23 protein-coding genes and 1 riboswitch are annotated in these 24,632 nt (G+C 67.7%); of the genes, 16 read left to right on the top strand and 7 right to left on the bottom strand.

Features of this window, described 5'->3' with window-relative positions:
* Positions 1-52: 52 nt before the first annotated feature.
* The 8 genes from flhB to metF all read left to right on the top strand — a co-directional run bounded on the left by flhB (position 53) and on the right by metF (position 9,784).
* Positions 53-1,249 (top strand): flagellar biosynthesis protein FlhB, encoded by a 1,197-nt coding sequence (gene flhB / locus ACNQQL_RS28260; RefSeq protein WP_347067299.1) that lies wholly within the window; start codon positions 53-55, stop codon positions 1,247-1,249.
* Positions 1,250-1,331: 82 nt separating this feature from the next.
* Positions 1,332-3,431 (top strand): flagellar biosynthesis protein FlhA, encoded by a 2,100-nt coding sequence (gene flhA, locus ACNQQL_RS28255; protein WP_072443124.1) that lies wholly within the window; start codon positions 1,332-1,334, stop codon positions 3,429-3,431.
* A complete protein-coding gene (gene flhF / locus ACNQQL_RS28250; RefSeq protein ID WP_347067296.1) occupies positions 3,428-5,209 on the top strand; it encodes a flagellar biosynthesis protein FlhF in 1,782 nt (593 codons plus the stop codon). The genes flhA and flhF overlap by 4 nt, the downstream gene beginning before the upstream one ends.
* Entirely contained in the window at positions 5,202-6,020 is an 819-nt protein-coding gene (locus ACNQQL_RS28245) for a MinD/ParA family protein (RefSeq protein WP_347067294.1), read from the top strand. Before flhF ends, ACNQQL_RS28245 begins: the two co-directional genes overlap by 8 nt.
* Before the next feature lie 22 nt (positions 6,021-6,042).
* Complete coding sequence (locus ACNQQL_RS28240; RefSeq protein WP_006484033.1) at positions 6,043-6,777, top strand: RNA polymerase sigma factor FliA; 735 nt, start codon at positions 6,043-6,045, stop codon at positions 6,775-6,777.
* Between the two features lie 76 nt (positions 6,778-6,853).
* Positions 6,854-6,981, top strand: a riboswitch (S-adenosyl-L-homocysteine riboswitch).
* 32 nt (positions 6,982-7,013) lie between these two features.
* Positions 7,014-8,432: an adenosylhomocysteinase gene (ahcY, locus tag ACNQQL_RS28235; RefSeq protein ID WP_034183916.1), complete on the top strand. Its 1,419-nt coding sequence runs from the start codon at positions 7,014-7,016 to the stop codon at positions 8,430-8,432.
* A 154-nt stretch (positions 8,433-8,586) separates the two neighbouring features.
* Positions 8,587-8,940: a phage holin family protein gene (locus ACNQQL_RS28230; protein WP_011882923.1), complete on the top strand. Its 354-nt coding sequence runs from the start codon at positions 8,587-8,589 to the stop codon at positions 8,938-8,940.
* Between the two features lie 13 nt (positions 8,941-8,953).
* Positions 8,954-9,784, top strand: coding sequence for a methylenetetrahydrofolate reductase [NAD(P)H] (gene metF, locus ACNQQL_RS28225; protein ID WP_072443130.1), 831 nt, complete (start codon positions 8,954-8,956; stop codon positions 9,782-9,784).
* Between the two features lie 72 nt (positions 9,785-9,856).
* Here metF and ACNQQL_RS28220 read toward each other — a convergent pair whose 3' ends face one another.
* Both ACNQQL_RS28220 and ACNQQL_RS28215 read right to left on the bottom strand, forming a co-directional pair.
* Positions 9,857-11,335: an amidase gene (locus ACNQQL_RS28220; RefSeq protein WP_347067310.1), complete on the bottom strand. Its 1,479-nt coding sequence runs from the start codon at positions 11,333-11,335 to the stop codon at positions 9,857-9,859.
* 81 nt (positions 11,336-11,416) lie between these two features.
* A complete protein-coding gene (locus ACNQQL_RS28215; protein ID WP_347067290.1) occupies positions 11,417-12,109 on the bottom strand; it encodes a dienelactone hydrolase family protein in 693 nt (230 codons plus the stop codon).
* A 246-nt stretch (positions 12,110-12,355) separates the two neighbouring features.
* Here ACNQQL_RS28215 and ACNQQL_RS28210 point away from each other — a divergent pair, with 246 nt between their 5' ends.
* On the top strand, positions 12,356-13,435 hold the full coding sequence (locus tag ACNQQL_RS28210) for an NAD(P)H-dependent flavin oxidoreductase (RefSeq protein ID WP_347067287.1): 1,080 nt from the start codon (positions 12,356-12,358) through the stop codon (positions 13,433-13,435).
* Positions 13,436-13,878: 443 nt separating this feature from the next.
* The gene (locus ACNQQL_RS28205; protein ID WP_034183922.1) at positions 13,879-15,021 is read left to right on the top strand and encodes a branched-chain amino acid ABC transporter substrate-binding protein; all 1,143 of its coding nucleotides are present in this window, start codon (positions 13,879-13,881) and stop codon (positions 15,019-15,021) included.
* An 85-nt stretch (positions 15,022-15,106) separates the two neighbouring features.
* Here the strand turns inward: ACNQQL_RS28205 and ACNQQL_RS28200 are convergent, their stop codons facing one another.
* Complete coding sequence (locus ACNQQL_RS28200; protein WP_347067284.1) at positions 15,107-16,324, bottom strand: MFS transporter; 1,218 nt, start codon at positions 16,322-16,324, stop codon at positions 15,107-15,109.
* Positions 16,325-16,609: 285 nt separating this feature from the next.
* Here ACNQQL_RS28200 and ACNQQL_RS28195 point away from each other — a divergent pair, with 285 nt between their 5' ends.
* The 3 genes from ACNQQL_RS28195 (at position 16,610) to ACNQQL_RS28185 (ending at position 19,317) form a co-directional block, all read left to right on the top strand.
* Positions 16,610-17,269, top strand: a complete 660-nt coding sequence (locus ACNQQL_RS28195) for a HugZ family protein (protein WP_347067282.1) — start codon at positions 16,610-16,612, stop codon at positions 17,267-17,269.
* A 355-nt stretch (positions 17,270-17,624) separates the two neighbouring features.
* Complete coding sequence (locus tag ACNQQL_RS28190) at positions 17,625-17,918, top strand: H-NS family nucleoid-associated regulatory protein (protein ID WP_034183924.1); 294 nt, start codon at positions 17,625-17,627, stop codon at positions 17,916-17,918.
* 241 nt (positions 17,919-18,159) lie between these two features.
* On the top strand, positions 18,160-19,317 hold the full coding sequence (locus ACNQQL_RS28185; RefSeq protein WP_347067280.1) for a cation diffusion facilitator family transporter: 1,158 nt from the start codon (positions 18,160-18,162) through the stop codon (positions 19,315-19,317).
* Between the two features lie 42 nt (positions 19,318-19,359).
* On the opposite strand, the gene ACNQQL_RS28180 is transcribed toward ACNQQL_RS28185, so the two are convergent.
* The 3 genes from ACNQQL_RS28180 to ACNQQL_RS28170 form a co-directional block, all read right to left on the bottom strand.
* Positions 19,360-19,830 carry an Lrp/AsnC family transcriptional regulator gene (locus ACNQQL_RS28180; protein WP_006477376.1) on the bottom strand — a complete coding sequence of 157 codons (471 nt, stop codon included), beginning with the start codon at positions 19,828-19,830 and terminating at the stop codon, positions 19,360-19,362.
* A gap of 79 nt (positions 19,831-19,909) precedes the next feature.
* The gene (locus tag ACNQQL_RS28175; protein ID WP_034183926.1) at positions 19,910-20,569 is read right to left on the bottom strand and encodes an exonuclease; all 660 of its coding nucleotides are present in this window, start codon (positions 20,567-20,569) and stop codon (positions 19,910-19,912) included.
* Positions 20,566-21,210 carry an MBL fold metallo-hydrolase gene (locus tag ACNQQL_RS28170; protein ID WP_347067278.1) on the bottom strand — a complete coding sequence of 215 codons (645 nt, stop codon included), beginning with the start codon at positions 21,208-21,210 and terminating at the stop codon, positions 20,566-20,568. The genes ACNQQL_RS28175 and ACNQQL_RS28170 overlap by 4 nt, the downstream gene beginning before the upstream one ends.
* A gap of 656 nt (positions 21,211-21,866) precedes the next feature.
* Here ACNQQL_RS28170 and ACNQQL_RS28165 point away from each other — a divergent pair.
* Positions 21,867-22,478, top strand: a complete 612-nt coding sequence (locus ACNQQL_RS28165; RefSeq protein ID WP_072443142.1) for a septal ring lytic transglycosylase RlpA family protein — start codon at positions 21,867-21,869, stop codon at positions 22,476-22,478.
* Between the two features lie 78 nt (positions 22,479-22,556).
* Here ACNQQL_RS28165 and rsmI read toward each other — a convergent pair whose 3' ends face one another.
* The gene (gene rsmI, locus ACNQQL_RS28160) at positions 22,557-23,435 is read right to left on the bottom strand and encodes a 16S rRNA (cytidine(1402)-2'-O)-methyltransferase (protein WP_347067275.1); all 879 of its coding nucleotides are present in this window, start codon (positions 23,433-23,435) and stop codon (positions 22,557-22,559) included.
* A gap of 46 nt (positions 23,436-23,481) precedes the next feature.
* Here rsmI and ACNQQL_RS28155 point away from each other — a divergent pair, with 46 nt between their 5' ends.
* Positions 23,482-23,910, top strand: coding sequence for a YraN family protein (locus ACNQQL_RS28155; RefSeq protein ID WP_347067308.1), 429 nt, complete (start codon positions 23,482-23,484; stop codon positions 23,908-23,910).
* A 126-nt stretch (positions 23,911-24,036) separates the two neighbouring features.
* Complete coding sequence (locus ACNQQL_RS28150; protein ID WP_347067273.1) at positions 24,037-24,618, top strand: SIS domain-containing protein; 582 nt, start codon at positions 24,037-24,039, stop codon at positions 24,616-24,618.
* Positions 24,619-24,632: the final 14 nt, after the last annotated feature.

Raw genomic sequence — 24,632 nt, 5'->3', positions numbered from 1 at the left:
ATAATCGGTGTCACTGGAAAGCGGCATTCCGCCGTACCCGACTGGAGGCCCCGTGGCAGACGAGAGCGATCTCGACAAGACCGAAGCCGCCACTCCCAGACGCCGCGAGAAGGCGCGCGAGGAGGGGCAGGTCGCGCGTTCGCGCGAACTGGCTTCGTTCGCGCTGCTCGCGGCCGGGTTCTACGGCGCGTGGCTGCTCGCGGGCCCGTCGGGCGCGCATCTGCAGGCGATGCTGCGCGGCGCGTTCACGTTCGATCGCGCAACCGCGTTCGACACGAACCGGATGCTGTCGGCGGCTGGCAGCGCGAGCCTCGAAGGCTTCGCCGCGCTGCTGCCGATCCTCGCGCTCACCGGCCTCGCGGCGCTGCTCGCGCCGATGGCGCTCGGCGGCTGGCTGATCTCGCAGAAAACCTTCGAGCTGAAGTTCGACCGCCTGAACCCGATCTCGGGCCTCGGCCGGATCTTCTCGATCCAGGGGCCGATCCAGCTGGGGATGTCGCTCGCGAAGACGCTGGTCGTCGGCGGGATCGGCGGCATCGCGATCTGGCGCAGCAAGGACGAGCTGCTCGGCCTCGCGACGCAGCCGCTCGGCGCGGCGCTGCCCGACGCGCTGCATCTCGTCGCTGTGTGCTGCGGCACGACGGTCGCCGGAATGCTGGTGGTCGCCGCGCTCGATGTGCCTTACCAAATCTGGCAGTACAACAAGAAGTTGCGCATGACGAAGGAAGAAGTGAAGCGCGAGCATCGCGAGAACGAAGGCGATCCGCACGTGAAGGGGCGGATCCGCCAGCAGCAGCGCGCGATCGCGCGCCGCCGGATGATGGCGGCCGTGCCGAAGGCCGACGTGGTCGTCACGAACCCGACGCACTTCGCCGTCGCGCTGCAATACACGGACGGCGAGATGCGCGCGCCGAAGGTCGTCGCGAAGGGCGTGAACCTCGTCGCCGCGCGCATCCGCGAACTCGCGGCCGAGCACAACGTGCCGCTGCTCGAGGCGCCGCCGCTCGCGCGTGCGCTGTATCACAACGTCGAAATCGAACGCGAGATTCCCGGCTCGCTGTACTCGGCCGTCGCCGAAGTGCTCGCGTGGGTCTACCAGCTCAAGCGCTTCCGTTCGGAAGGCGGCGCGTTCCCCGCGGTGCCGGTCGATCTCGACGTGCCGGCCGAACTCGACAAGGGCACGTCGGTGCCCGCCGACGATGAACGTGAAGAGGCCGAAGACACCCTGGGCAACCAAGGAGCCTCGTGATGATTAGCCCCCACGCTCACATTCGTTCGCTGCCCCCCAAGGGGGCGACTGCCTCCCTTGGGGCGGCCCGGCGGGAGGCAGCATGAGCACTCCGACCGGCCTGTTCGCGAAGCGCACGAACCCGTTCGCGGGCACCAACCTGCGCGCGCTCGCGGGCCCGATCCTCATCTGCATGATCCTGGGGATGATGATCCTGCCGCTGCCGCCGATGCTGCTGGATCTGCTGTTCACGTTCAACATCGCGCTGTCGGTGATGGTGCTGCTCGTCAGCATGTACACGATGAAGCCGCTCGATTTCGCGGCGTTCCCGAGCGTGTTGCTGTTCTCGACGCTGTTGCGCCTGTCGCTGAACGTCGCGTCGACGCGCGTCGTGCTGCTCGAGGGCCACACGGGCCCCGACGCGGCCGGCCAGGTGATCGAGGCGTTCGGTCACTTCCTCGTCGGCGGCAACTTCGCGGTCGGCATCGTCGTGTTCGTGATCCTGATGATCATCAACTTCATGGTGATCACGAAAGGCGCGGGGCGGATCGCCGAAGTGTCCGCGCGCTTCACGCTCGACGCGATGCCCGGCAAGCAGATGGCGATCGACGCCGACCTGAACGCCGGCCTCATCAACGAGGAACAGGCGCGCAAGCGCCGCCTGGCCGTGTCGCAGGAAGCCGAGTTCTACGGGTCGATGGACGGCGCGTCGAAGTTCGTGCGCGGCGACGCGATCGCCGGCCTGATCATCATGGCGATCAACGTGATCGGCGGGCTGATCGTCGGGATGGTCCAGCACGACATGAGCTTCGCGGCGGCCGGCACCAACTACACGCTGCTGACGATCGGCGACGGCCTCGTCGCGCAGATTCCGTCGCTCGTGATCTCGACCGCGGCCGGCGTGATCGTGTCGCGCGTCGCGACCGACGAGGACATCGGCACGCAGATCACCGGGCAGCTGTTCACCAACCCGCGCGTGCTGACGATCACCGGCGTGATCATCGTGATCATGGGGCTGATCCCGGGGATGCCGCACTTCGCGTTCCTCGCGCTCGGCGGCGGCGCGATCTGGCTGGCCCGCACGCAGACGAAGCGCGCGGCGGCCCGCAAGGCGGCCGGCGACGTGACCGACATCGCGCCGCCCGCCGTGCTGCCGTCCGACAGCCACGAGGCGACCTGGGACGACGTGCAGCTGATCGACCCGCTCGGCCTCGAGGTCGGCTACCGGCTGATCCCGCTGGTCGACAAGAACAGCGACGGCGAGCTGCTCAAGCGCATCAAGAGCATCCGCAAGAAATTCGCGCAGGAAATCGGCTTCCTGCCGCCGGTGATCCATATCCGCGACAACCTCGAACTGCGGCCGAACGCATACCGGATCGCGCTGAAGGGCGTCGAGATCGGCGTCGGCGAAGTGTTCCCGGGCCAGTGGCTCGCGATCAACCCCGGCCAGGTGACGGCTGCGCTGCCGGGCGCCCTGACGCAGGATCCCGCGTTCGGGCTGCCGGCCGTGTGGATCGACGTCGCGCTGCGCGAACAGGCGCAGGTGTACGGCTACACGGTGGTCGACGCGAGCACGGTCGTCGCGACGCACCTGAATCATCTCGTCGTCCAGCACGCGGCCGAGCTGCTCGGCCGCCAGGAAGTGCAGGCGCTCGTCGAGCGCACCGGCAAGGACGCGCCGTCGCTCGTCGAGGATCTCGTGCCGAAGACGATCTCGCTGACGACGCTGCAGAAGGTACTGCAGAACCTGCTCGAGGAAGGCGTGCCGATCCGCGACATGCGCACGATCCTCGAGGCCGTGTCCGAACATGCGGGCCGCGGCGACGCGTTCGAGATCACCGCCGCGGTGCGGCTCGCGCTCGGCCGCGCGATCACGCAGCAGTGGTATCCGGGCGCGGGCGAGATGCAGGTGATGGGCCTCGACTCGAATCTCGAGCGCGTGCTGTCGCAGGCGCTCGCCACCGGCGCGAATCCCGGCCTCGAACCCGGCCTCGCGCACAACCTTCTGACCGGCACGCAGCAAGCAATGCTGCGTCAACAGAATCTCGGGCTGCCGCCCGTGCTGCTGGTGCAGCACGCGCTGCGCGCGATGCTCGCGCGTTTCCTGCGCCGCAGCCTGCCGCAATTGAAAGTGCTGTCGTATGCCGAAGTGCCGGACACACGCACGATCAAAGTCGTTAACGTCATCGGGGGTTCCGCTTGAACATTCGCAAATTCACCGGCGCAACGAGCCGCGACGCGCTTCGTCTCGTGCGCGAGGCGCTCGGCGCCGACGCGGTCGTGCTGTCGAACCGCACGCTCGATGACGGCAGCGTCGAAATCGTCGCACTCGCCGATTCGGACCTGGCCGCGGTGACGCCGCCGGCCGCCGCACGGCCGCGGATCGCCGCGCCGCGCGTGCCGGAATCCGTGCCGGCCGCCGCGGTGCCGGGCATCGTGTCGCGCCCGGGTGCCGCGTTCGCGCGCCCGAGCGTCAATCCGTATGCGGCGGGCGATGGCGGGCTGCCGGACGTGTTTTCGTCGGTGTTCGGCGCAAGTGCCGAAGCGAACGAAACGGACGACGCGGACGAGACGGCGGTGCAACCTTCGACGATCGATCCGGACGCGGCGGCTGAGGCTGCGCCGTCGACCGCCGCACCGGCCCCCGGATGGCCGGCCCCCGGATCGCCGGCCCCCGCTTCCGAACCCGCGCCGTGGCTCGTCGAGCACGCGAAGCGCCTGACGCAGCAGCGCGACGCGCTGATCGCGCGCACGCAGGCGACGCCCGCCGCGCCGCAAGCGAGCGCACTCGCGCCTCAGGGTGCCGCGAGCGCATCGTCGCCCGACTGGGCACGCGACATCGTGCGCGATGCCGAACGCCGGATGTCGGCCGCTGCTCCGCGCAAGCCCGACACGAACGCCGCGAACGCCGCGAAAGCGGCCGAGCGCACGCGCCTGTCCGCCGATACCGCCGCCGCGGTGGCCGATGCGGTGAAATCGCGCGTCGAACGAATCGTCAACGACACGGTGATGCACGAACTCGGCGAACTGCGCGGGATGATGGAAGAGCAGTTCGACAGCCTGATGTGGCACGACCGCCAGCGTCGCAGCGCCGTGCACGGCGCGCTGACGAAGCACCTGTTCGCGGCCGGCCTGTCCGCGCAGCTCGTGCGGATGCTCGTCGACAACCTGCCGTCCGGCGACGGCGCGCAGACCTTCGAGCAGGCCGCCGAATGGGCGCAGTCGGTGCTCGCGGCGAACCTGCCGGTGCTCGACAGCGAGGACGCGCTGATGGAGCGCGGCGGCGTGTTCGCGCTGATGGGGCCGACGGGCGTCGGCAAGACCACCACCACCGCGAAGCTGGCCGCGCGCTGCGTGATGCGCTTCGGCGCGAGCAAGGTCGCGCTGCTGACCACCGACAGCTACCGGATCGGCGGCCACGAGCAACTGCGCATCTTCGGCAAGATCCTCGGCGTGCCGGTGCACGCGGTGAAGGATGCGGGCGATCTCGCGCTCGCGCTGTCCGAACTGCGCAACAAGCACATCGTGCTGATCGACACGATCGGCATGAGCCAGCGCGACCGCGCGGTGTCCGACCAGATCGCGATGCTGCACGGCGCGAACGCACCGGTGCAGCGCCTGCTGCTGCTCAACGCGACGAGCCACGGCGACACGCTCAACGAAGTCGTGCAGGCGTACCGCAGCGCGGGCGAGCATCCGGACCTGGCCGGCTGCATCCTCACGAAGCTCGACGAGGCGACCCACCTCGGCGGCGTGCTCGACACGGTGATCCGCTACAAGCTGCCGGTCCACTACGTGTCGACCGGCCAGAAGGTGCCGGAGAACCTGTATGTCGCATCGACCAAGTTCCTGCTGAAGAGCGCGTTCTGTGTGCCGCGCGACGGCTCGCCCTTCGTGCCGCAAGACGAAGACATGCCGACGCTGCTCTCCGCACTGACCGCACGTTCCACCGCCGAGCTGCACGAGGTGCGATTTGGATAAACGAATCATCGACCAGGCCGAAGGGCTGCGGCGCCTGCTGGCCGGGCGCGCGTCGCGCATCGTCGCGGTGACGGGCGGGCCGGCGGGCGTCGGCTGCACGTCCACCATCGTGAACCTGGCGGCGGCGCTCGCGTCGCTCGGCAAGGATGTGCTCGTCGTCGACGAGCGCGCCGACGTGCATTCGGCCAGTGCGACGCTCGCGGGCGCGTGGCTGCGCGACGGCGAGCGCACGCGGGTGGCCGCCGGCTTCGGCCTGTGCGCGGCCGCGCGGCTCGCGCGCGCCGGCTACAGCGACACGCAACTGAGCGACTTCATCGACGGCCCGGCCGACATCGTCCTCGTCGACGCGCAGCTCGGCGCCGACGGCTCGTTCTCGGCGCTCGCGCGCGAAGCGCACGACGTGCTGATCGTCACGCGGGTCGCCGCGCAAGCGATCACCGAGGCGTACGCGTGCATGAAGCGGCTGCATTTCGCGCACGCGTTCGCGCAGTTCCGCGTGCTGACCAATCACGTCGGCAGCCATGCGGATGCGAAGACGGCCTTCGACAACCTCGCGGGCGTCGCAAGCCGCTACCTGACGGTGTCGATTGCCGACGCGGGCTGCGTGAGCGCCGATCCGCTCGTCGAACACGCGCGCGAGCTGACGCATGCGGTGGTCGACGCGTTCCCGTCGGCGGCGGCCGCGCGCGATTACCGGCAGATTGCCGCCGACCTGCTGTACTGGCCGATGCGCCCGCGTTCGGGGGCGGACCGCGCCGTTCACGCGGGCGGCAAGCCGTCGTATCAGGCGGGCGCGGCACACGCCGCGTGAGCGCTACCGGAAGGAGAGAGCCATGATGTACAACGCTCAAGGAAAGATGTCCCAGGCCGACGTGCTCGCGCAATATGCGCCGCTCGTGCGTCGTCTCGGGCTGCAGCTCGTCGCGAAGATGCCGGCGAGCGTCGACCTCGACGACCTGATCCAGGCCGGCATGATCGGCCTGATGGACGCGGCCGGCCGCTACAAGGAAGACCAGGGCGCGCAGTTCGAGACCTACGCGACGCAGCGCATCCGCGGCGCGATGCTCGACGAGCTGCGCAGCAACGACTGGCTGCCGCGCAGCCTGCGCAAGACGTCGCGCGAGGTCGAGCATGCGGTGCACCAGGTCGAGCAGCATCTCGGCCGCTCGGCGAGCGAGACCGAGATCGCGCAGCACCTGAACATGCCGCTCGACGAATACCAGGGGATGCTGCAGGACCTGCACGGCAGCCAGCTCATCTACTACGAGGATTTCGACCGCGCGGCCGACGACGAGCCGTTCCTCGACCGCTATCGCGTCGATCACGCCGATCCGCTGTCGGCGCTGCTCGACGAGCACCTGCGCGAGGCGCTCGTCGAGGCGATCGAGCGGCTGCCGGAACGCGAGAAGCTGCTGATGTCGCTGTACTACGAACGGGGTCTGAATCTGCGCGAGATCGGCGCGGTGCTCGAAGTGAGCGAATCGCGCGTATGCCAGCTGCACAGCCAGGCCGTCGCGCGCCTGCGCGCGCGGCTGCGCGAACAGGCGTGGGTCGGCGCGGAGTCCTGACCCTTTCCAGACGGCACCGCGCGCCGACGCTGCGCGCTTGCGCATTTTGCGCGCCGATTTGCTACAATCCCTCCCGTTTTCCGAGGAGCGTTGCGACGGACCACTCTGCGTCCGCCAGGCTCGGAAGGCTTCACCAAGCAGCCGTGCGGCGCGCGTTTCGCGACCGTCGCGCCGGCTCCGCTTCCTGAACGGCGCTCACGTCACCAATCTAGAACTTTTTTAGAAAGGAGGGCGTGATGAACGCCATTATCGATTCGCAAGCTTCCAAGGATTACGTCGTCGCCGACATGGCGCTGGCCGGCTGGGGCCGCAAGGAACTGAACATCGCCGAGACCGAAATGCCGGGCCTCGTGCAGATCCGCGACGAATACAAGGCGCAGCAGCCGCTGAAGGGCGCGCGCATTGCCGGCTCGCTGCACATGACGATCCAGACGGGTGTGCTGATCGAGACGCTGAAGGCGCTCGGCGCGGACGTCCGCTGGGCCTCGTGCAACATCTTCTCGACGCAGGACCACGCAGCGGCCGCGATCGTCGAAGCCGGCACGCCGGTGTTCGCGTTCAAGGGCGAATCGCTCGACGAATACTGGGAGTTCTCGCACCGCATCTTCGAATGGCCGAACGGCGAATTCGCGAACATGATCCTGGACGACGGCGGCGACGCAACGCTGCTGCTGATCCTCGGCTCGAAGGCCGAGAAGGACCGTTCGGTGATCGCGAAGCCGACCAACGAGGAAGAAGTCGCACTGTACAAGTCGATCGCGAAGCACCTCGACATCGACGCGACGTGGTACTCGAAGCGCCTCGCGCACATCAAGGGCGTGACCGAAGAAACCACGACCGGCGTGCACCGCCTGTACCAGATGGAAAAGGACGGCCGACTGCCGTTCCCGGCGTTCAACGTGAACGATTCGGTCACGAAGTCGAAGTTCGACAACCTGTACGGCTGCCGTGAATCGCTCGTCGACGGCATCAAGCGCGCGACCGACGTAATGATCGCGGGCAAGGTCGCGGTCGTTGCCGGCTACGGCGACGTGGGCAAGGGCTGTGCGCAGTCGCTGCGCGGCCTCGGTGCGACCGTGTGGGTCACCGAAATCGATCCGATCTGCGCGCTGCAGGCGGCGATGGAAGGCTACCGCGTCGTGACGATGGAATACGCGGCCGACAAGGCCGACATCTTCGTGACGGCGACCGGCAACTACCACGTGATCAACCACGATCACATGAAGGCGATGCGCCACAACGCGATCGTCTGCAACATCGGCCACTTCGACTCGGAAATCGACGTCGCGTCGACCCGCCAGTACCAGTGGGAAAACATCAAGCCGCAGGTCGACCACATCATCTTCCCGGACGGCAAGCGCGTGATCCTGCTGGCGGAAGGCCGCCTCGTGAACCTCGGCTGCGCGACCGGCCACCCGTCGTTCGTGATGTCGAACTCGTTCGCGAACCAGACGCTCGCGCAGATCGAGCTGTTCGTGCGCGGCGGCGAGTACGAGAACAAGGTGTACGTGCTGCCGAAGCATCTCGATGAAAAGGTCGCGCGCCTGCACCTCGCGCGCATCGGCGCGAACCTGTCCGTGCTGTCGGACGAGCAGGCTTCGTACATCGGCGTGCAGAAGGACGGCCCGTTCAAGCCGAACCACTACCGCTACTGATGCGCCGCCGCCGTGCCGTGCGCGCCCCGCTGCGGGGCCCGCGGCGCGGCGGCACGGCGGCGGATCGCCGGCCGTTGCGTTGCGTCTTCGGGCGCACGCGACGGCCGGCGGCGGCCACTGATCGCACAGATCGACAACCGAACCGGAGCACTCCATGAGCGTCATCCTCACCTGGGTCATCAACGCGCTCGCGCTGCTGATCATCACGTACCTCGTGCCGTCGATCCACATCAAGAGCTTCGGCACCGCGCTGATCGTCGCGGTCGTGCTCGGCCTGATCAACACGGTGATCCGCCCGGTACTGATCCTGCTGACGCTGCCCGTCACGATCGTCACGCTCGGGGTGTTCATCCTCGTCGTGAACGCGCTGTGCTTCTGGTTCGCGTCGTCGCTGCTGAAGGGCTTCGAGGTGTCGGGGTTCTGGTCCGCGTTCTTCGGTTCGATCCTGTACAGCATCGTGTCCTGGCTGCTGTCCGCGCTGATCTTCGGCCAGCGCGATATCGGCTGACTCCTTTCGAATCATGAAACCGATCGAACTCTCGTTTGAATTCTTCCCGCCGAAGACGGCGGACGGCGTCGAAAAGCTGCGCGCAACCCGTGCGCAGCTGCTGCCGCTGAAGCCGAAATTCGTCTCCGTGACGTTCGGCGCCGGCGGCTCGACGCAGCAGGGCACGCTCGATACCGTGCTCGACATGCAGAAGGACGGCCTCGAGGCCGCGCCGCACCTGTCGTGCATCGGCTCGTCGCGCGACAGCCTGCGCGCGATCCTCGACCAGTACCGCTCACACGGCATCCGGCATATCGTCGCGCTGCGCGGCGACCTGCCGTCGGGGATGGGCGCGGTGGGCGAGCTGCGCTATGCGTCCGAGCTCGTCAGCTTCATCCGCGCCGAGCATGGCGACTGGTTCCACATCGAGGTCGCAGGCTACCCCGAGTACCACCCGCAATCGCGCTCGCCGAAGGCCGATCTCGAGAATTTCGCGCGCAAGGTGAAAGCCGGCGCGAATTCCGCGATCACGCAGTACTTCTTCAACGCCGACGCGTATTTCCGCTTCGTCGACGATGTGCGCAAGCTGGGCGTGGACGTGCCGATCGTGCCGGGCATCATGCCGATCACGAACTTCTCGCAGCTGATGCGCTTCTCCGAGATGTGCGGCGCCGAAGTGCCGCGCTGGATCGCGCGCCGGCTCGAGAGCTTCGGCGACGATCGCGACGCGATCCGCGCGTTCGGCGCGGATGTCGTCACCGATCTGTGCCGGCGCCTGATCGACGCGGGCGTGCCGGGGCTGCATTTCTACACGCTGAACGCAGCGACCGCGACGCGGACGATCTGCGAACGGCTCGCCGTGTAAGCGCCGCCGCGCGTTTTGCATGCGCAAAAGCCCCGCCGGTCTTGCCGGCGGGGCTTTTTTTCGATGCTTGCGTCAGCGCTGCGCCTGCATCAGCGGCGGGCGGCGGTCGAACCACGGCCGCGCCTGTTCGAGCTGTCGCGCGAGCCTGAGCAGCAGCGCGTCGTCGGTGTGGCGCGCGGCAAACTGCACGCCGATCGGCAGCCCGCGCGCGTTCCAGTAGAGCGGCACCGACATCGCCGGCTGACCGGTCAGGTTGAACAGCTCGGTGCAGCCGGCCCACGCGAACGCCTTCTCCGACGACTTCGCGAGCATTTCCTTCAGCAGCGGCTTCACCGGCAGCGCGGCGAGCAGCTTCATCTGCGCCGATTCGAACGGCGTCGGCTGCAGTTCGCCGATCTTCACCGGCGGCCCCGCGAGCGATGCGCACAGGATCGCGTCGTAGCGCGACACGAGGCCGGCCACCTGCACGGTCAGCTGGCGCTGCCATTCGAGCACGTCTGGCAGGCGCGTGCGCGCGAGGCGCCGGCCGACCACGGCCATCGCCCACGTCGCCGCTTCGAATTCGCCGCGCCGCGGCGCGCGGCCGGTCAGCGCGCGCGCACCGAGCACCATCTCCTCGGCGATCGTCGCCCACAGCGTGAGAAAGGTTTCGGCCGCGCGCGCGTAGTCGACGTGCAGCGTCGCCGGCTCGACATGGTGGCCGAGCGATTCGAGCAGCGCGGCCGCGTCGTCGAGCGCCGCGCGCGTGTCGTCGGCGAGCGCCGGCGCGAGCATCGGATCGACGACGAGGCCGATCCGCAGCGCGCCGGGCGGCGTATCGAGTTCGCCGAGGAACGTGCCGGGCGCGCCGTGCGGCAGCGTCTGGCCGGTCGTCACGTCGAGCAGCAGCGCGCTGTCGCGCACGCTGCGCGAGACCGCATGCTGGACGACGAGCTCGCCGTTCGACGGCTGGTCGACGAGCATCGGGTTGCGGCTCGGCTTCAGGCCGAACAGCCCGCAGCACGATGCCGGAATGCGGATCGAGCCGCCGCCGTCGGACGCATGCGCGAGCGGCACGATGCCGGCCGCGACGGCCGCCGCCGCACCGCCGCTCGAGCCGCCGGGCGTATGGTCGAGATTCCACGGGTTGCGGCATGCGCCGAACAGTTCGGGTTCCGTGTACGGCATCTGGCCGATCTCCGACGTGTTGGTCTTGCCGAACACGTTGAGGCCCGCAGCGCGGCTGCGCGCGATCACCGGCGAATCGTCGCCGGGCACGTAGTACCGGTAGTGCCGGCTGCCCATCGACAGCGGCAGCCCGGCGACCGCCGCACCGAGATCCTTGACGAGATACGGAACGCCCGCGAACGGCGCGCCGGCGCCGGGTTCGGGCGCGGAGGCCGCACGCTGGCGCGCGGCTTCGTAGTCCTGCAGCACGATCGCGTTGATCGCGCCATTGACCGCTTCGGCCTGGCCGATCGCGGCATCGAGCAGTTCGCGCGGGCTGGCCTTGCGGTCGCGCACGAGCGCGGCGAGGCCGATCGCGTCATGCGCGAGATAGTCCGAGTGCATCGCTGTCACCCCCGTTGTGACTCGTGGCGATGAAGGGAGAATAACGCGGGCCCGGCGCGATGGGCCCGCGGCGGGGCGTTTTTACAGGTGCTCGGCGAGGAACGTCAGCGTACGGCCGTGCGCGAGCGCCGCCGCGCGCTGGTTGTACGACGCGCGATCGGTGCAATTGAAGCCGTGCTCGGCGCCCGGATACACGTGGAACGATGCGTGGCCGCGGCCGGCGAACGCGGCCTTGACTTGATCGACGGCCGCGAGCGGGATCCCGTGGTCGTTTTCCGCGTAGTGGAACAGGATCGGCTGCGTGACCTTGCCGGCCAGGTCGAGCGCGTTCTGGATGCCGCCGCCGTAATAGGCGACCGCCGCGTCGAGCTTGCCGGCCGCGGCCGCACGGTACGCGAGCTGGCCGCCGAAGCAGTAGCCGATCGCGGCGAGCTTGCCGGCCACTTCGGGGCGCGCGCGCAACGCGTCGGCCGCCGCGCCGATGTCCACGACTGCGAGACCGACGTCGGTCTTTTTCAACAATTCGATGCCCTTGTCGCGATCCGCGCCTTCGTAGGTCAGCTCGACACGCGGCTGCGTGCGCCAGAACACGTCCGGCGCGAGCGCGACGTAGCCGTCGGCCGCGTACTGGTCGGCGACCGCGCGGATGTGCGAGTTCACGCCGAAGATCTCCTGGATGATGATGACGGCAGGGCCCTTGCCGCGCTTGGGCAGCGCGAGATAGCCGCCGAAGCTGTCGTTACCGGTCGGGATGTCGATCCATTGGGCAGTCACGTTTTGAACTCCTGGCGAACGGGGTGCGCCGCGCGCGCCCCGGGTGGAATAGGGCGGCCTAGTGTGCCACCAATCGTCTGGTGTTGCAGGGCACGCGCAACGTGCGCGCCTGCTGCGCGCGCCCGCTTCTCGCGCAGCGATCGTTTCGATCTCGATTATTCATTTTTCGGCGGCGAGCCGCTTCGATAGAGTCGATATGCCGGCTTTTACAAAGCGCTTTCGCGCATCGTCATCGAAGGATTCGTCATGCCTGCCCGTCCGTATTCCACACCCTTTTCCGAACGCTTCGGCCTGCGCCTGCCGCTCGTGCAGGCGCCGATGGTCGGCGCGACCACGGCCGCGATGGTCGCCGCCGCATCGAACGCCGGCGCGCTCGGCAGCCTCGGCGCCGGCGCGTTCGAGCCGGATCGTCTCGCGACCGAAGTCGCGGCGATCCGCGCGGCGACCGATCGCCCGTTCGCGGTCAACCTGTTCGTGCTGCCGGACGCCGCGCCCGATGCGGCGACCGTCGCGCGCGCACTCGCGGCGATCGACCCGCTGAACGCGACGCTCGGGCTGCCGCCGGGCGCCGCGCCCGCGCACTACGCGCCCGACTTCCGCGCACAGCTCGATGCGCTCGTGTCGCTGCGCGTGCCGGTCGCGAGCTTCACGTTCGGCGTGCTCGACGCGGCCGACGTCGCACGCCTGAAGGCCGCCGGCACCTATGTGATCGGCACCGCGACGCACGTGGCCGAAGGGCTCGCGTGGCAGGCGGCCGGCGCCGACGCGCTGTCCGCGCAGGGCGCCGAGGCGGGCGGTCATCGCGGCACGTTCATCGGCGCCGCCGAAGACGCGCTGATCGGCACGTTCGCGCTCGTGCCGCAGCTCGTCGACGCGACGGGCCTGCCCGTACTCGCCGCAGGCGGCATCATGGACGGCCGCGGGATCGCGGCCGCGCTCGCGCTCGGCGCACAGGGCGCGCAACTCGGCACCGCGTTCCTCACCTGCACGGAAAGCGCGATCGCGGCGGACTGGAAGGCACGCTTGCTGGCGAGCGCGGATACGTCGACGCAGGTCACGCGCGCGATCACCGGCCGCCATGCGCGCGGGTTGCGCAATACGCTGATGGCGCGGCTCGGCGAACGCGTGGCCGACGCCGCGCCGTACCCGGTGCAGAACGCGCTGACGCAGCCGCTGCGCCAGGCCGCCGCGCGCGCGAACGACGGCGACTACCTGTCGCTGTGGGCCGGGCAGGGCGCGCCGCTCGCACGGCGGCGCGGCGATGCGCCGACGACGTCGCAGCTCGTCGCTGCGCTCGACGCAGAATGGCGCGCGTCGGCGGCCTGAACGGGGCGTTTCATCGACCGCCTGAACCGTTCGTATCGAACGACGAAACGCGCGTGTTGTCACGCGCGTTTCATTCAATGATCACGGGCACAAAATACCGAATCGAAATGCCCCGGGAATCCTTTGAAGCGACCTTTCGGCGAGCTGCCGAAAATTAGCGGAAACCCTTATCCGGCGGGGCTCGCGGCGACTTTCGAGTCATCATTCCGAAGTGCGCATATCGGTAGTGTTACCACTACCCCAAAAAAGTCCCACAAATTAATTTGATCACCTACACTTGCGCGCAAGTACGGACGGGCGGTTGCTAAAAGCGGCTGTTTACACGTGCTTGAGGCCAAGTGCATGAACGATGCAACCGGCGAATCGTCCAGTGATTGCAAACACAGGGATGGCAGCGGGGCACCGGGCGATGGCGTTTATTGGGACCGAAACTGGAGACTTACATGAATATCAAAATGCAGAAGCTGTTGCCGATCACCGCAGCGGCGATGCTGTGCGTTGCAGCTGCAAGCAACGCTGCCGCCGATCAAGTCGTCAAGATCGGCCACGTCGCGCCCTTGACGGGCGGCATTGCACACCTGGGCAAGGACAACGAAAACGGTGCGCGTCTCGCAGTCGAGGAGATCAACGCGAAGGGTCTCACGGTCGGCGGCCAGAAAATCACGCTGCAACTCGACCCGCAGGATGACGCGGCCGACCCGCGGCAGGCCACGCAGGTTGCGCAGAAGCTCGTCGACGACAAGGTCGTCGCCGTCATCGGCCACCTGAACTCGGGCACGTCGATCCCGGCCTCGAAGATCTACAGCGATGCGGGCATCGTGCAGATCTCGCCGTCGGCGACCAACCCGGCCTACACGCAGCAAGGCTTCAAGACCACGTACCGCGTGGTGGCGACCGACGCGCAGCAGGGCCCCGCACTCGCGAACTACGCGCACTCGAAGGGCATCAAGAGCGTGGCGGTGGTCGACGATTCGACCGCATACGGCCAGGGTCTCGCGAACGAGTTCGAGAAGAAGGCGAAGGCGCTCGGCCTGAAGGTGATGTCGCACGACGCGACGAACGACAAGGCGGTCGACTTCCGTGCGATTCTGACCAAGATCAAGGGTGAGAATCCGGACGCGATCATGTACGGCGGCATGGACGCCACCGGCGGCCCGTTCGCGAAACAGGCGAAGCAGCTCGGCCTGCGCGCGAAGATCCTCGCGGGCGACGGCGTGTGCACGGAAAAGCTGGCCGACCTGGCCGGCGACGCGACCGACAACGTCGTGTGCTCGGAAGCCGGCGCTTCGCTCGAGAAGATGCCGGGCGGCGGCGCGTTCAAGGCGAAGTACGAGAAGCGCTTCGGCCAGCCGATCCAGATCTACGCACCGTTCACGTATGACGCCGTGTACATCGTCGCCGACGCGATGAAGCGCGCGAACTCGGCGGACCCGGCGAAGATTCTCGCGGCGATGCCGGCGACGAACTACACGGGCGTGATCGGCACGACGACCTTCGACTCGAAGGGCGACCTGCAGCACGGCGTGATCTCGCTGTACAACTACAAGGGCGGCAAGAAGTCGCTGCTCGACGAAGTGAAGATGTAACGCAACAGGCGGTCGACAGTAGGGGTGAAAGCGCGCATGCGGCAACGCATGCGCGCTTTCTTTTTGGCCGACGGGCGCGATGCCGTCAGATCTTCAGGTGCGCGAGCACCTTCGGCGCGACGGCCGCGACGAGCGCCGCGCACAGCGCGACGACCGACAGGCCGATCGTCAGGTTCGCGGCCTGGGCGACCGCGCCGATCACGACCGGGCCGAACAGCAGTCCGAAATACGCAAGCCCGGCCACATGCGCGAGCCCTTCGGCCGCGTGGATGCCCTTCACGCGCGCGGCGGCCGCGAACAGGACGGGCATCATGTTCGCGAGGCCGAGGCCCATCAGCGTGAAGCCGGTCAGCACGGTGACCGGATAGGGCAGCAGCAGCGCGCCGATCATCCCCGCGCACGCGAGCGACGCGCTCGCGAACACGAGCTGCGGCGCGCCGAAGCGGGCGCGCACGGCGTCGCCCGCGAAGCGCGCGATGGCCATCCCGCCCGAGAACGCCGCGTACGCGGCGCTTGCGAGCGCGGGGCTCGCCGCGACGACGTCGCGCATGTAGACCGTCGCCCAGTCGTACATCGCGCCTTCGGCGATCAGCGCGACGAGCGCGATGCCGCCGAGCATCCACAGCGCGGGCGAGCGCCAGCGGTTGCCGCCGCCGTGCGCGTGTTCGTGGTGCGGCACATGCGGCAGCACGGCCGGGCTCGCGGCCACGAGCACCGCGGCGCTCGCCGCCGCCGCGAGCGAGAGATGCACGGCCGGCGCCATGCCGGCCGACAGCAGCGCGCCGCCGGCCGCCGCGCCCGACATCCCGCCGATGCTGAACATCCCGTGCAGCGACGACATGATCGGCTTGCCGAGCGCGATCTCGACCGCGCTGGCCTCGGCGTTCATCGCGACGTCGAGCGTCGCCATCGAGAAGCCGAACAGCGCGAGCACGCCGAGCAGCATCCAGTAGTCGGGCACGACGAGGATCAGCGCCGCGCACGCGGACATCACGAGCCCGTCCGCGAGGCACGCGGTGCGCGAGCCGACGCGCGCGATCCAGCGCGCGATGGTCAGCATCGCTGCGATCGAGCCGCCGGCGACCGCGAACAGCGCGATCGACAGCAGCCCGGGGCTCAGCGCGAACTTGTCGCGCACGGTCGGCACGTGTACGCCCCACGACGCGTACATCATGCCGGCGACGAAGAACAGCGCCATCGACGCCGTGCGCGCACGCTGGCGGGCCGGGAGCGACAGCACGCGATGCGCGTCGGGCGGCGCGGCGAACGGGGACGACGATTCGGGGGAGGCGGATTCGGACACGGAAGGCTCGTCAAAGGATGCGCGGACGCACGCGGCGTCCGTTGGAATCGTCCGATTCTATCGAACCGCTTACGATCCTGCCGGGCGCTGCCCGTTCGGTGGATGATCCGGCGAACCGGCGAACCGGCGAACCGGCGAACCGGTCACGTCGCGGAAGCGCGCCGTCCGTCCGGTGCCTGGCGCCGTATCGGCCGTTCGGCCGATACGCGGCGCGCGGCGCCCGCGAGTAACATCGAAGCGCACGCGGCGTGCCCGAAGCGCCGCCCATCGACCGCAGGAGTCCTCTTGAACATCGATCCCGCCTTCGCCCTGCATCTGCTGCACCGCTGCGCGCTCGGCACGCTTGCCACCCATGCGCGCGATCCGCAGGGCTTCCCGTATCCGACGGTCGTCCCGTTTGCACCCGATGCAAGCCATCGGCCCGTGATTCTCGTGAGCGGCCTCGCCGAACACACGCGCAATCTCGCCGCCGATCCCCGCGCGGGCTTCCTCGTCGTCGATGCGCCCGACGGCGACGTGCTGAACGCCGAACGCGCGACGCTGCTCGGCCGCTTCGTGCCGCTCGGCGACGATCCGCACGTCACCGCGCGATACCTGCGCTACGAGCCGGACGCCGCGCGTTATCTCGCGCTCGGCGATTTCACGTTCCGGGCGCTCGATATCGAGCGGCTGCGCTATATCGGCGGCTTCGGGCGCATGGGCTGGGTCGACGGCACGCATCTCGATGCGCTGCCGCCGCTCGGGTTCGACGAGGAGCAGGCACTGTGGGACGCATATGATGCCGGCGATGCGCGCCGCGACGGGCTCGACCTGCTCGGCGTCGATCGCCACGGCGCCGACTGGCGGTGCGACGGCCGCCGCGTACGCACGCTGTTCGACGCGCCGCTGGCCGATGCCGGCGCGCTGCGCGACCGGCTGATCGCATGCGCGCGGGATGTGGCGTGACGTCGCGGATTGACGGTTTGTCCATTTGGCAAGTCGCACCATCCGATTTTCACAAACCTGTCGTCCTATGAAAGCTTTGATTTTTTGTATGCAGGGTAATTGCGTATATTGATAGATCTAATCGGCAATCGCTAATGTCCTAATCTCTGTGTAGGAACGTAAAAATTTGAGAAAAGGCCGCGGCCGGTCAAAATGACATGTGCGAATTACAATTGATCTCGGGATTTTCATGAATCTCGCTTCTATCAAATCTTTTTTGTGCTAATCTCTGCCTTCGAAAATCCGAGGCACATATATTTCATGAATGGTGAGCTGGCTGCAGACCGGCGCCATTAGTCAGATAGAAAGGGAAACTATGTCTTCTTACAAGGACCTGCTGGCCCAGCGGGAGAAGCTGGAGAAGCAAATCGAAGAAGCGAAGTCGCGTGAATACGCTGAAGTGCTGAATGACGTGAAGCAGAAAATTGCCGACTACGGCTTTTCGCTCGCCGAACTCGGCCTCAACCGCGCGAAGGCAGGTAAGGTTGGCCGTCCGCGCGCTGGCGTGGCCGCGAAATACCGCGATCCGGAAACGGGCGCGACGTGGTCGGGCCGCGGCAAGCCGCCGCGCTGGATCGCCGGCAAGAACCGCGAACAGTTTGCGATTTAAACGTCCGTTTAAGTCGTCTGCCTCAAAAGAGCCTCGTGTCCGTTCAGGAGCGCGGCTTTTTTGTTTCCCGACACTCGTCGGTGCGCTGGGATTTGTCATGAAAATGTAACAATTCGGCGTGAATGAAAATGCGACACGTTCGTATAAGCGATTGATTTGAATGAGAAATTTGTTGATATTGGCGAGTCTCGCGGGGCGCTTTTGATAGAATTGCGTATCGCACACCGATATCTCATATTTCATGTCCACGTTTTCCGGCGACGCGCAAAGCGCAGATAAGCACGCAGTTGCGCGCAAGAGCACGCTCGTCAGTATTGTGCTGAATGTCGTGCTTGCGACATTTCAGATCGTCGTCGGCACGATTGCGCATTCGCAGGCGTTGATTGCCGACGGTGTGCATTCGATTTCCGATTTGATCTCGGATTTCGTCGTGTTGGTTGCGAATCGGCATAGCGGCGCATCGCCGGACGCCGACCACAATTACGGACACAGCCGCTACGAGACGGTCGCGTCGCTGTTTCTCGGCGCTATCCTGATTGCGGTCGGAATCGGCATGCTCTGGCGCGCCGGCGACCGCCTCGTTAATCTCGAAAACATCCCGGCCGTGCATTTTTCCGCACTGGTCGTCGCGCTGACGGTGCTTGTGTCGAAAGAAGCGCTGTTTCGCTACATGCTGCGCGAGGCGCGGCGCGTGCGCTCGGCGATGCTCGTCGCGAACGCATGGCATGCGCGTTCGGACGCCGCGTCGTCGCTCGTCGTCGCGATCGGCATCGTCGGCAGCCTGGCCGGCGTGCGGCTGCTCGACCCGATCGCGGCGGCGATCGTCGGCTTCATGGTTGCGCGGATGGGCTGGACGTTCGGCTATGACGCGCTGCAGGATCTGTCCGACCGCGCGCTCGACACGGCCGACACGGCCGAGATCCGCGCGCTGCTCGAGGCGACGCCCGGCGTGCGCGACGTGCACGACCTGCGCACGCGCAAGATGGGCGATGCCGCGCTCGTCGACGCGCACATCCTCGTCGATCCGAAGATCTCCGTGTCCGAAGGGCATTACATCGCCGAGACCGCACGCGCACGCGTGCTGACCGACCCGCGCGTGCTCGACGCGCTGATCCATGTCGACCCCGAGAACGACGCGGCGCGCCGTCCCGCGCTCGCGCTGCCGCCGCGCGGTGAGATCGCGGCGCGGCTCGAAGCCGCGCTCGCGCAGCGCGGGCTGCGCGCGGCGGCGATCAACCTGCATTACCTGAGTACCGGGCTCGAGATCGATGTGACGCTCGCGAGCGATCCGGGCGACACCGATGCGGCGCTGGCCGGCCGGCTCGACGCCGACGCGCTCAAGCGCGAGTTCGGCGCGCGCCGGATCGACTTCACGCGCACGATGCCCACGCAGGCGTGACGCGATGCCTGCGAGCGCGGGCCGTCCGCACGGGGCCGCGCGTTACAGCGGCAGTTGCGTGTCGAACTTGATTTCGCGCAGCACGACGCTCGTGCGCACCTGCGACACGGCCGGGATCTTGAAGATGCGTTCGTGCAGGAACACGTCGTAGGCCTTGATGTCGGGCGCGACGATCTTGAGGATGTAATCGGCTTCGCCGGTCGTGCTGTAGCACTCGGTGACTTCCGGGCAGGTCGCGATCTCGCGCTCGAACTGCTCGACGCCGCCTTCGTTGTGGCGGGTCAGGTGCACGTGCGCGAGCGCGCACACGTGCAGGCCGAGCTTCTCGCGATCGAGCAGCGCCGTATAGCGCTGGATCACGCCCGACTGTTCCATGTCCTTGATGCGGCGCCAGCACGGCGTGCTCGACAGCCCGACCTGGTCGGAGATTTCCTGTACGGAACGGCGCGCGTCGAGCTGCAACAGGCGAAGGATTTTTTGCGAAAAGGAATCGAGCGTCACCTGCGCCTCCATGCGGCAGCTACAACACGCTGAATGTTAGAGGGCCGGGAAAGGAAAGGCAATCTGGCGTGGCGCTGTTGAGCGGGATTCGCTAATTTGCTCGCGGATCCGTGGGGTTTTGTCCCGTCCCCGCGTTTTCCGACCGATCGGTATCCGACACGGCGAGGCCCGCGAGCGCGGCTTGCTGCCGGCGCAGGTCGGCGAGCATGTTGCAGAACAGCGCGCCTTGCTCGATCGCGTCGTCGAGCGCGACGTGCGTATGCGGATGGTCGTCGAACCAGTGCTTCGGAAAGCGCGGCTTGATCGCCTTGCGGTACGGCAGGCCCGTCATCGCGAACGCGAGCGTCTTGATGTCGAGCGCCGACCACGAGAACGGGCAGCGCCCCGCGAAGCGCATCATGTACCAGAACATGAACGTGAAGTCGAAACCGGCCGGCATCGCGACGAACACGGGCTTGCCGGGCAGCGCCTCGACCCAGTCGACATATGCGACCAGCGCCGCCTCTGGCGCCTGCAGGTCGCGCCGGCACGCGGCCCACGCTTCGGGCTCCGTCTTCCACCATGCTTCCTGCACCGGATGCGCCTGTGCACCCGGCAGCGTCTCGAGGTTCGCCGAGAACGTCGCGATCAACTGCTTGTCCTCGGTATAGGCGGCCGATGCGAAGCTCAGCATCGAGTGCGGGCCCGGAATCGGGCCGTCGGCCTCGACGTCGGTGCTGACGTAGATTTCCTGGATGGCGGTCTGGTTCATCCGAATACCTTGTCGGACACGAACGGGTTCGTGCGGCGCTCGTCGCCGAACGTCGACACGGGGCCGTGGCCCGGCACGAACGTGACGTCGTCGCCGAGCGGCCACAGTTTTTCCTTGATCGAACGGACAAGGTCTTCATGATTGCCGCGCGGAAAATCGGTACGGCCGATCGAGCCTGCGAACAGTACGTCGCCGACGATCGCGACGCGATGCGCGCGGCTGAAGAACACGATATGACCGGGCGTGTGGCCCGGGCAGTGATAGACCTCGAGCGTTTCGTCGCCGAACCGCACGGTGTCGCCGTCGTTCAGCCAGCGATCCGGTTCGAAGGCTTCGGCGGCCGGAAAACCGAAGCGCTCGCTCTGCGTCGGCAGCTTCTCGATCCAGAAACGCTCTTCTTCCTGCGGCCCCTCGATCGGCACGCCGTAGTGCGTCGCGAGCGTCTTCGCGCCCGCGCAGTGATCGATGTGCCCGTGCGTGAGCAGCACCTTCTCGACCTGCACGTTCTGCCGCGAGACTTCCTGTTCGATCCGGTCGAGATCGCCGCCCGGATCGACGACGGCGGCGCGGCCCGTCTTCTCGCAGACGAGCAGCGAGCAGTTCTGCTGGAACGGCGTGACCGGGATGAGCGTGACTTTCATGGAGGCACCGGCGGCTAAAAGGAGGGATTGTACCGGTCGCGCGCGCTGCCTGCCGCCCATGCGGCGCACCGCGCGACGCGCGTCTACGGGCAATCCCGGAGCATGTCGATTGTTACCGCCATAGTGAGAATCAATGGTCCGGCCGGGCCGCTTTTCGAGATGGCGTTTTGATTTATGTATAATGCGCCCCATTGCGCGTGAGTTTCACGCAATTCGCTGGTGTTTCGACCCCGTTAAAAGAGGCGTCGAATTCACCGTCAAGCATCAGCCGCCGGGGAGTCCGGCGGTGTATCCAGCACCGAGCATTCGGTGCTCACGTCTTGTCCGGCCGGGTGCTGCGCGCCCGCCTGCGGCCCTGCTGTCGCGCCGCCGGATGAGGCCTGTGCCGCCGTTCCTGTGCGTTGGTCGTATCGACGCGCGCGAACGTGAAGCCATGTTCGATGGCGGCATGTGGGGTCTGGTCAGGCTGTTGGGGACAGGTTGCGCCAGACGTGAAAGCTAATCAGGACGGTTGCGGCATAGACGAAAGCCGCGCCCATGCTAGCCGCCTGCTCGCATTCGAGCGGGGCGTGCACGCATTTGCCGTCCGGGCCCGCGTATGTGCGCTGTGAAACAGCGTCGTGAAGGAGCGGCCCGAACCAGAAGGCGACACGTCGATGAACGTACGATTTCCGAGTCGATTCGGGACCATTGCATTATTTTTTGCGCTGACGGGCTGTGCGGTGCCACCCAGCCAGACCACCGGAAGCGCGAACCAGAAGAACGCGGTCGACAAGACGGCCGCTGCCGCGAAGGCGGACAACAACAAGCAGCAACTGAATTTCGATTCCGCACTGGCGTCGATGCCGGCCGCGGACAGCAAGGACGCGAAGAAGCCGTCGCTGGCGGACGCCGAGCCGATCGACGGCAAGGATGTGTCCGACTTCCGCCAGACGGGGCGCGCCTCTTGGTACGGGAGGGATTTCCACGGCCGCCGCACTGCGAACGGCGAGCGTTTCAACATGAACGCGCTCACCGCCGCGCATCGCACGCTGCCGCTGTCGTCGTACATCAAGGTGACGAATTCGTCGACCGGCAAGTGGGTCGTCGTGAAGGTCAACGATCGCGGGCCGTTCAAGCGCGGCCGTGTGCTCGACCTGTCGTACGCGGCCGCCAAGGTGATCGGCCTCGTGCACGCCGGCACGGGCCGCGTGAAGATCGAAGGGCTGTCGCCGCAGGAAGCGCGCGACGCGCGCGACGAAATGCTCGCGTCGGTCTCGGCGAAGTAACGCGGCGGATCGTCCGCTCATGCACAAAGGGCTGCCTTCCGGCAGCCCTTTGTCGTTTCCGCGCGGCGCGCTCGCGCGTCAACCTTCCTTCAGCGCGAGCGCGCGCGCATACAGCGTGTTGCGCGACGCGCCCGTCAGCGCGGCCGCGAGCTTGGCCGCGCTCTTCACCGGCACTTCTTCCAGCAGCAGCCTGAGCAGCGCATCGTGCGCGGTGTCGTCGGCTTCGCCGCTCGCCGCCGGCGCGCCTTCGACGACCAGCACGAATTCGCCGCGCTGCCGGTTCGCATCGCCGGCGAGCCAGGTCTGTCCTTCGGCCAGGGTGCCCTGGAACAGTTGCTCGTGTAGCTTGGTGAGTTCGCGCGCGATCAGCAGCCGGCGCGCGGGGCCGAACGCGTCGGCGAGCGCGGCGACGGTTTCGGCGATCCGGTGCGGTGCTTCGTAGAACACCAGCGCATACGGGTGCGATACCAGCGCCTGCAGCGCGGTCGCGCGCTGTTTGGCCTTCGGCGGCAGGAAGCCCGCGAACGTGAACGCGCCGGCCCAGCCGCCAGCCACGCTCAGCGCGGTCACGGCCGCGCTCGCGCCCGGCAGTGGGATCACCGCGAAGCCGGCCTCGCGCACCGCGTCGACGAGCCGCGCGCCGGGGTCCGAGATGCCGGGGGTGCCGGCGTCCGATACGTATGCCACGCGTTCGCCGGCGCGCAGCAGTTCGATCACGCGCTGCGCGGCTTCGCGTTCGTTGTGCTCGTGCGCGGCGACGAGCGGCTTCGAGATCCCGTAGCGGGCGAGCAGCTGGCCCGTGTTGCGGGTGTCTTCGGCCGCGATGCGGTCGACGAGGCCGAGCACGTGCAGCGCGCGCAGCGTGATGTCGGCGGTGTTGCCGATCGGCGTGGCGACCACGTAGAGCGCGGCGCTCGGGTAGTGCTGCGTATGCGCGAGTTCGAGGAGGGCAGTCATGGCAGGCAATGCGCGCAATCGCGGCGCAGGCGGAACAAGGACGGCATTGTGCCACGCGGCGCCGGCGCGGCCGGATGGCGTGCGCGGTTTGCCGCGCGCGGGCGACAACTTTTCCGGTGCGGCGCGATCCAAACCGGTCGGCGCGGCATTCGAGCAGCGTGCACGGCAGTTTCTCGAACGCCGCGGCCTTGTGTGCGTGGCGGCGAACGTGACGATGCGCGGCGGCGAGCTCGATCTCGTGATGCGCGAGCCCGACGGCATGCTCGTGTTCGTCGAAGTGCGGGCGCGGCGCAGTGTCCGGCATGGCGGCGCGGCCGCGAGCGTCGGCTGGCGCAAGCGGCGGCGCCTGGTCGCCGCGGCGCTCCAGTTCTGGGCGCGGCACGGTGCCGGTGCTGCATGCCGTTTCGACGTCGTCGCGTTCGAGGCCGGGCGGCTCGCGTGGCTGCGCGACGCATTTCGTACCGACGATGCGTAGCGGCGAGCTGTGACGAGATGTAAAGAGTTCTTGCCGGACCGCTGGAGAGGGTGCCGGAGTACGGTAAACTCGCCGCACCCACGATGTCGCGCGATGCGTGCCACGCGCCCAGTTCACCAGGAATCGATGTCAGTCGAACGTATTCAGCAACAATTTCGCGACAGCGCCGCGCTTCATGCCGAAGCGGCCGACGCGCTGTCGTTGCCGATCGCAGCCGCGGTCGACGCGATGTTCGCCGCGCTGGCGAACGGCAACAAGATCGTCGCGTGCGGCGACGGCCCGTCGGCCGCCGCCGCACACTATCTCGCGGTGTCGCTCGTCGGCGGCTTCGAGCGCGAGCGTCCGGGCCTGCCCGCGATCGCGCTGGCCACCGATGCGTCGCAGGCTGGCCTCGCGGGCGCGGCGGCGGGGCAACTGTTCGCGCAACAGGTGCGCGTGCTCGGCCAGACCGGCGACATCCTGCTGGTGCTCGACCCGACCGGCGCATCGCCGCGCGTGCTGGCGGCGATCGACGAAGCGCACGCGCGCGAGATGACCGTCGTCGCGCTGACGGGCGGCAACGGCCACGCGGTCGCGGCCGCGCTGTCCGACACCGATATTCCGATCAGTGTGCCCGCCGTTCGCGCGGCGCGCATCCACGAAGTCCATCTGCTGACCATCCACTGCCTGTGCGACGGCATCGACGCGATGCTGCTGGGTGAGGATTGAACGAAGGAGAGCCG

This window comes from Burkholderia sp. LFS061, assembly GCF_047978125.1.
GTDB classification, from domain to species: Bacteria; Pseudomonadota; Gammaproteobacteria; order Burkholderiales; family Burkholderiaceae; genus Burkholderia; species Burkholderia pyrrocinia_C.
The sequence above is the reverse complement of the archived record's forward strand: the minus strand, read 5'-3'. Positions and strand labels throughout refer to the sequence as shown.

Excerpts from the sequence above, each read along its gene's own strand:
- flhA (WP_072443124.1), top strand. The coding sequence starts at position 1,332 with ATGAGCACTCCGACCGGCCTGTTCGCGAAGCGCACGAACCCGTTCGCG.
- ACNQQL_RS28240 (WP_006484033.1), top strand. The coding sequence starts at position 6,043 with ATGATGTACAACGCTCAAGGAAAGATGTCCCAGGCCGACGTGCTCGCG.
- ahcY (WP_034183916.1), top strand. The coding sequence starts at position 7,014 with ATGAACGCCATTATCGATTCGCAAGCTTCCAAGGATTACGTCGTCGCC.
- ACNQQL_RS28230 (WP_011882923.1), top strand. The coding sequence starts at position 8,587 with ATGAGCGTCATCCTCACCTGGGTCATCAACGCGCTCGCGCTGCTGATC.
- metF (WP_072443130.1), top strand. The coding sequence starts at position 8,954 with ATGAAACCGATCGAACTCTCGTTTGAATTCTTCCCGCCGAAGACGGCG.
- ACNQQL_RS28220 (WP_347067310.1), bottom strand. The coding sequence starts at position 11,335 with ATGCACTCGGACTATCTCGCGCATGACGCGATCGGCCTCGCCGCGCTC.
- ACNQQL_RS28210 (WP_347067287.1), top strand. The coding sequence starts at position 12,356 with ATGCCTGCCCGTCCGTATTCCACACCCTTTTCCGAACGCTTCGGCCTG.
- ACNQQL_RS28205 (WP_034183922.1), top strand. The coding sequence starts at position 13,879 with ATGAATATCAAAATGCAGAAGCTGTTGCCGATCACCGCAGCGGCGATG.
- ACNQQL_RS28190 (WP_034183924.1), top strand. The coding sequence starts at position 17,625 with ATGTCTTCTTACAAGGACCTGCTGGCCCAGCGGGAGAAGCTGGAGAAG.
- ACNQQL_RS28185 (WP_347067280.1), top strand. The coding sequence starts at position 18,160 with ATGTCCACGTTTTCCGGCGACGCGCAAAGCGCAGATAAGCACGCAGTT.
- ACNQQL_RS28180 (WP_006477376.1), bottom strand. The coding sequence starts at position 19,830 with ATGGAGGCGCAGGTGACGCTCGATTCCTTTTCGCAAAAAATCCTTCGC.
- ACNQQL_RS28175 (WP_034183926.1), bottom strand. The coding sequence starts at position 20,569 with ATGAACCAGACCGCCATCCAGGAAATCTACGTCAGCACCGACGTCGAG.
- ACNQQL_RS28170 (WP_347067278.1), bottom strand. The coding sequence starts at position 21,210 with ATGAAAGTCACGCTCATCCCGGTCACGCCGTTCCAGCAGAACTGCTCG.
- ACNQQL_RS28165 (WP_072443142.1), top strand. The coding sequence starts at position 21,867 with ATGAACGTACGATTTCCGAGTCGATTCGGGACCATTGCATTATTTTTT.
- rsmI (WP_347067275.1), bottom strand. The coding sequence starts at position 23,435 with ATGACTGCCCTCCTCGAACTCGCGCATACGCAGCACTACCCGAGCGCC.
- ACNQQL_RS28150 (WP_347067273.1), top strand. The coding sequence starts at position 24,037 with ATGTCAGTCGAACGTATTCAGCAACAATTTCGCGACAGCGCCGCGCTT.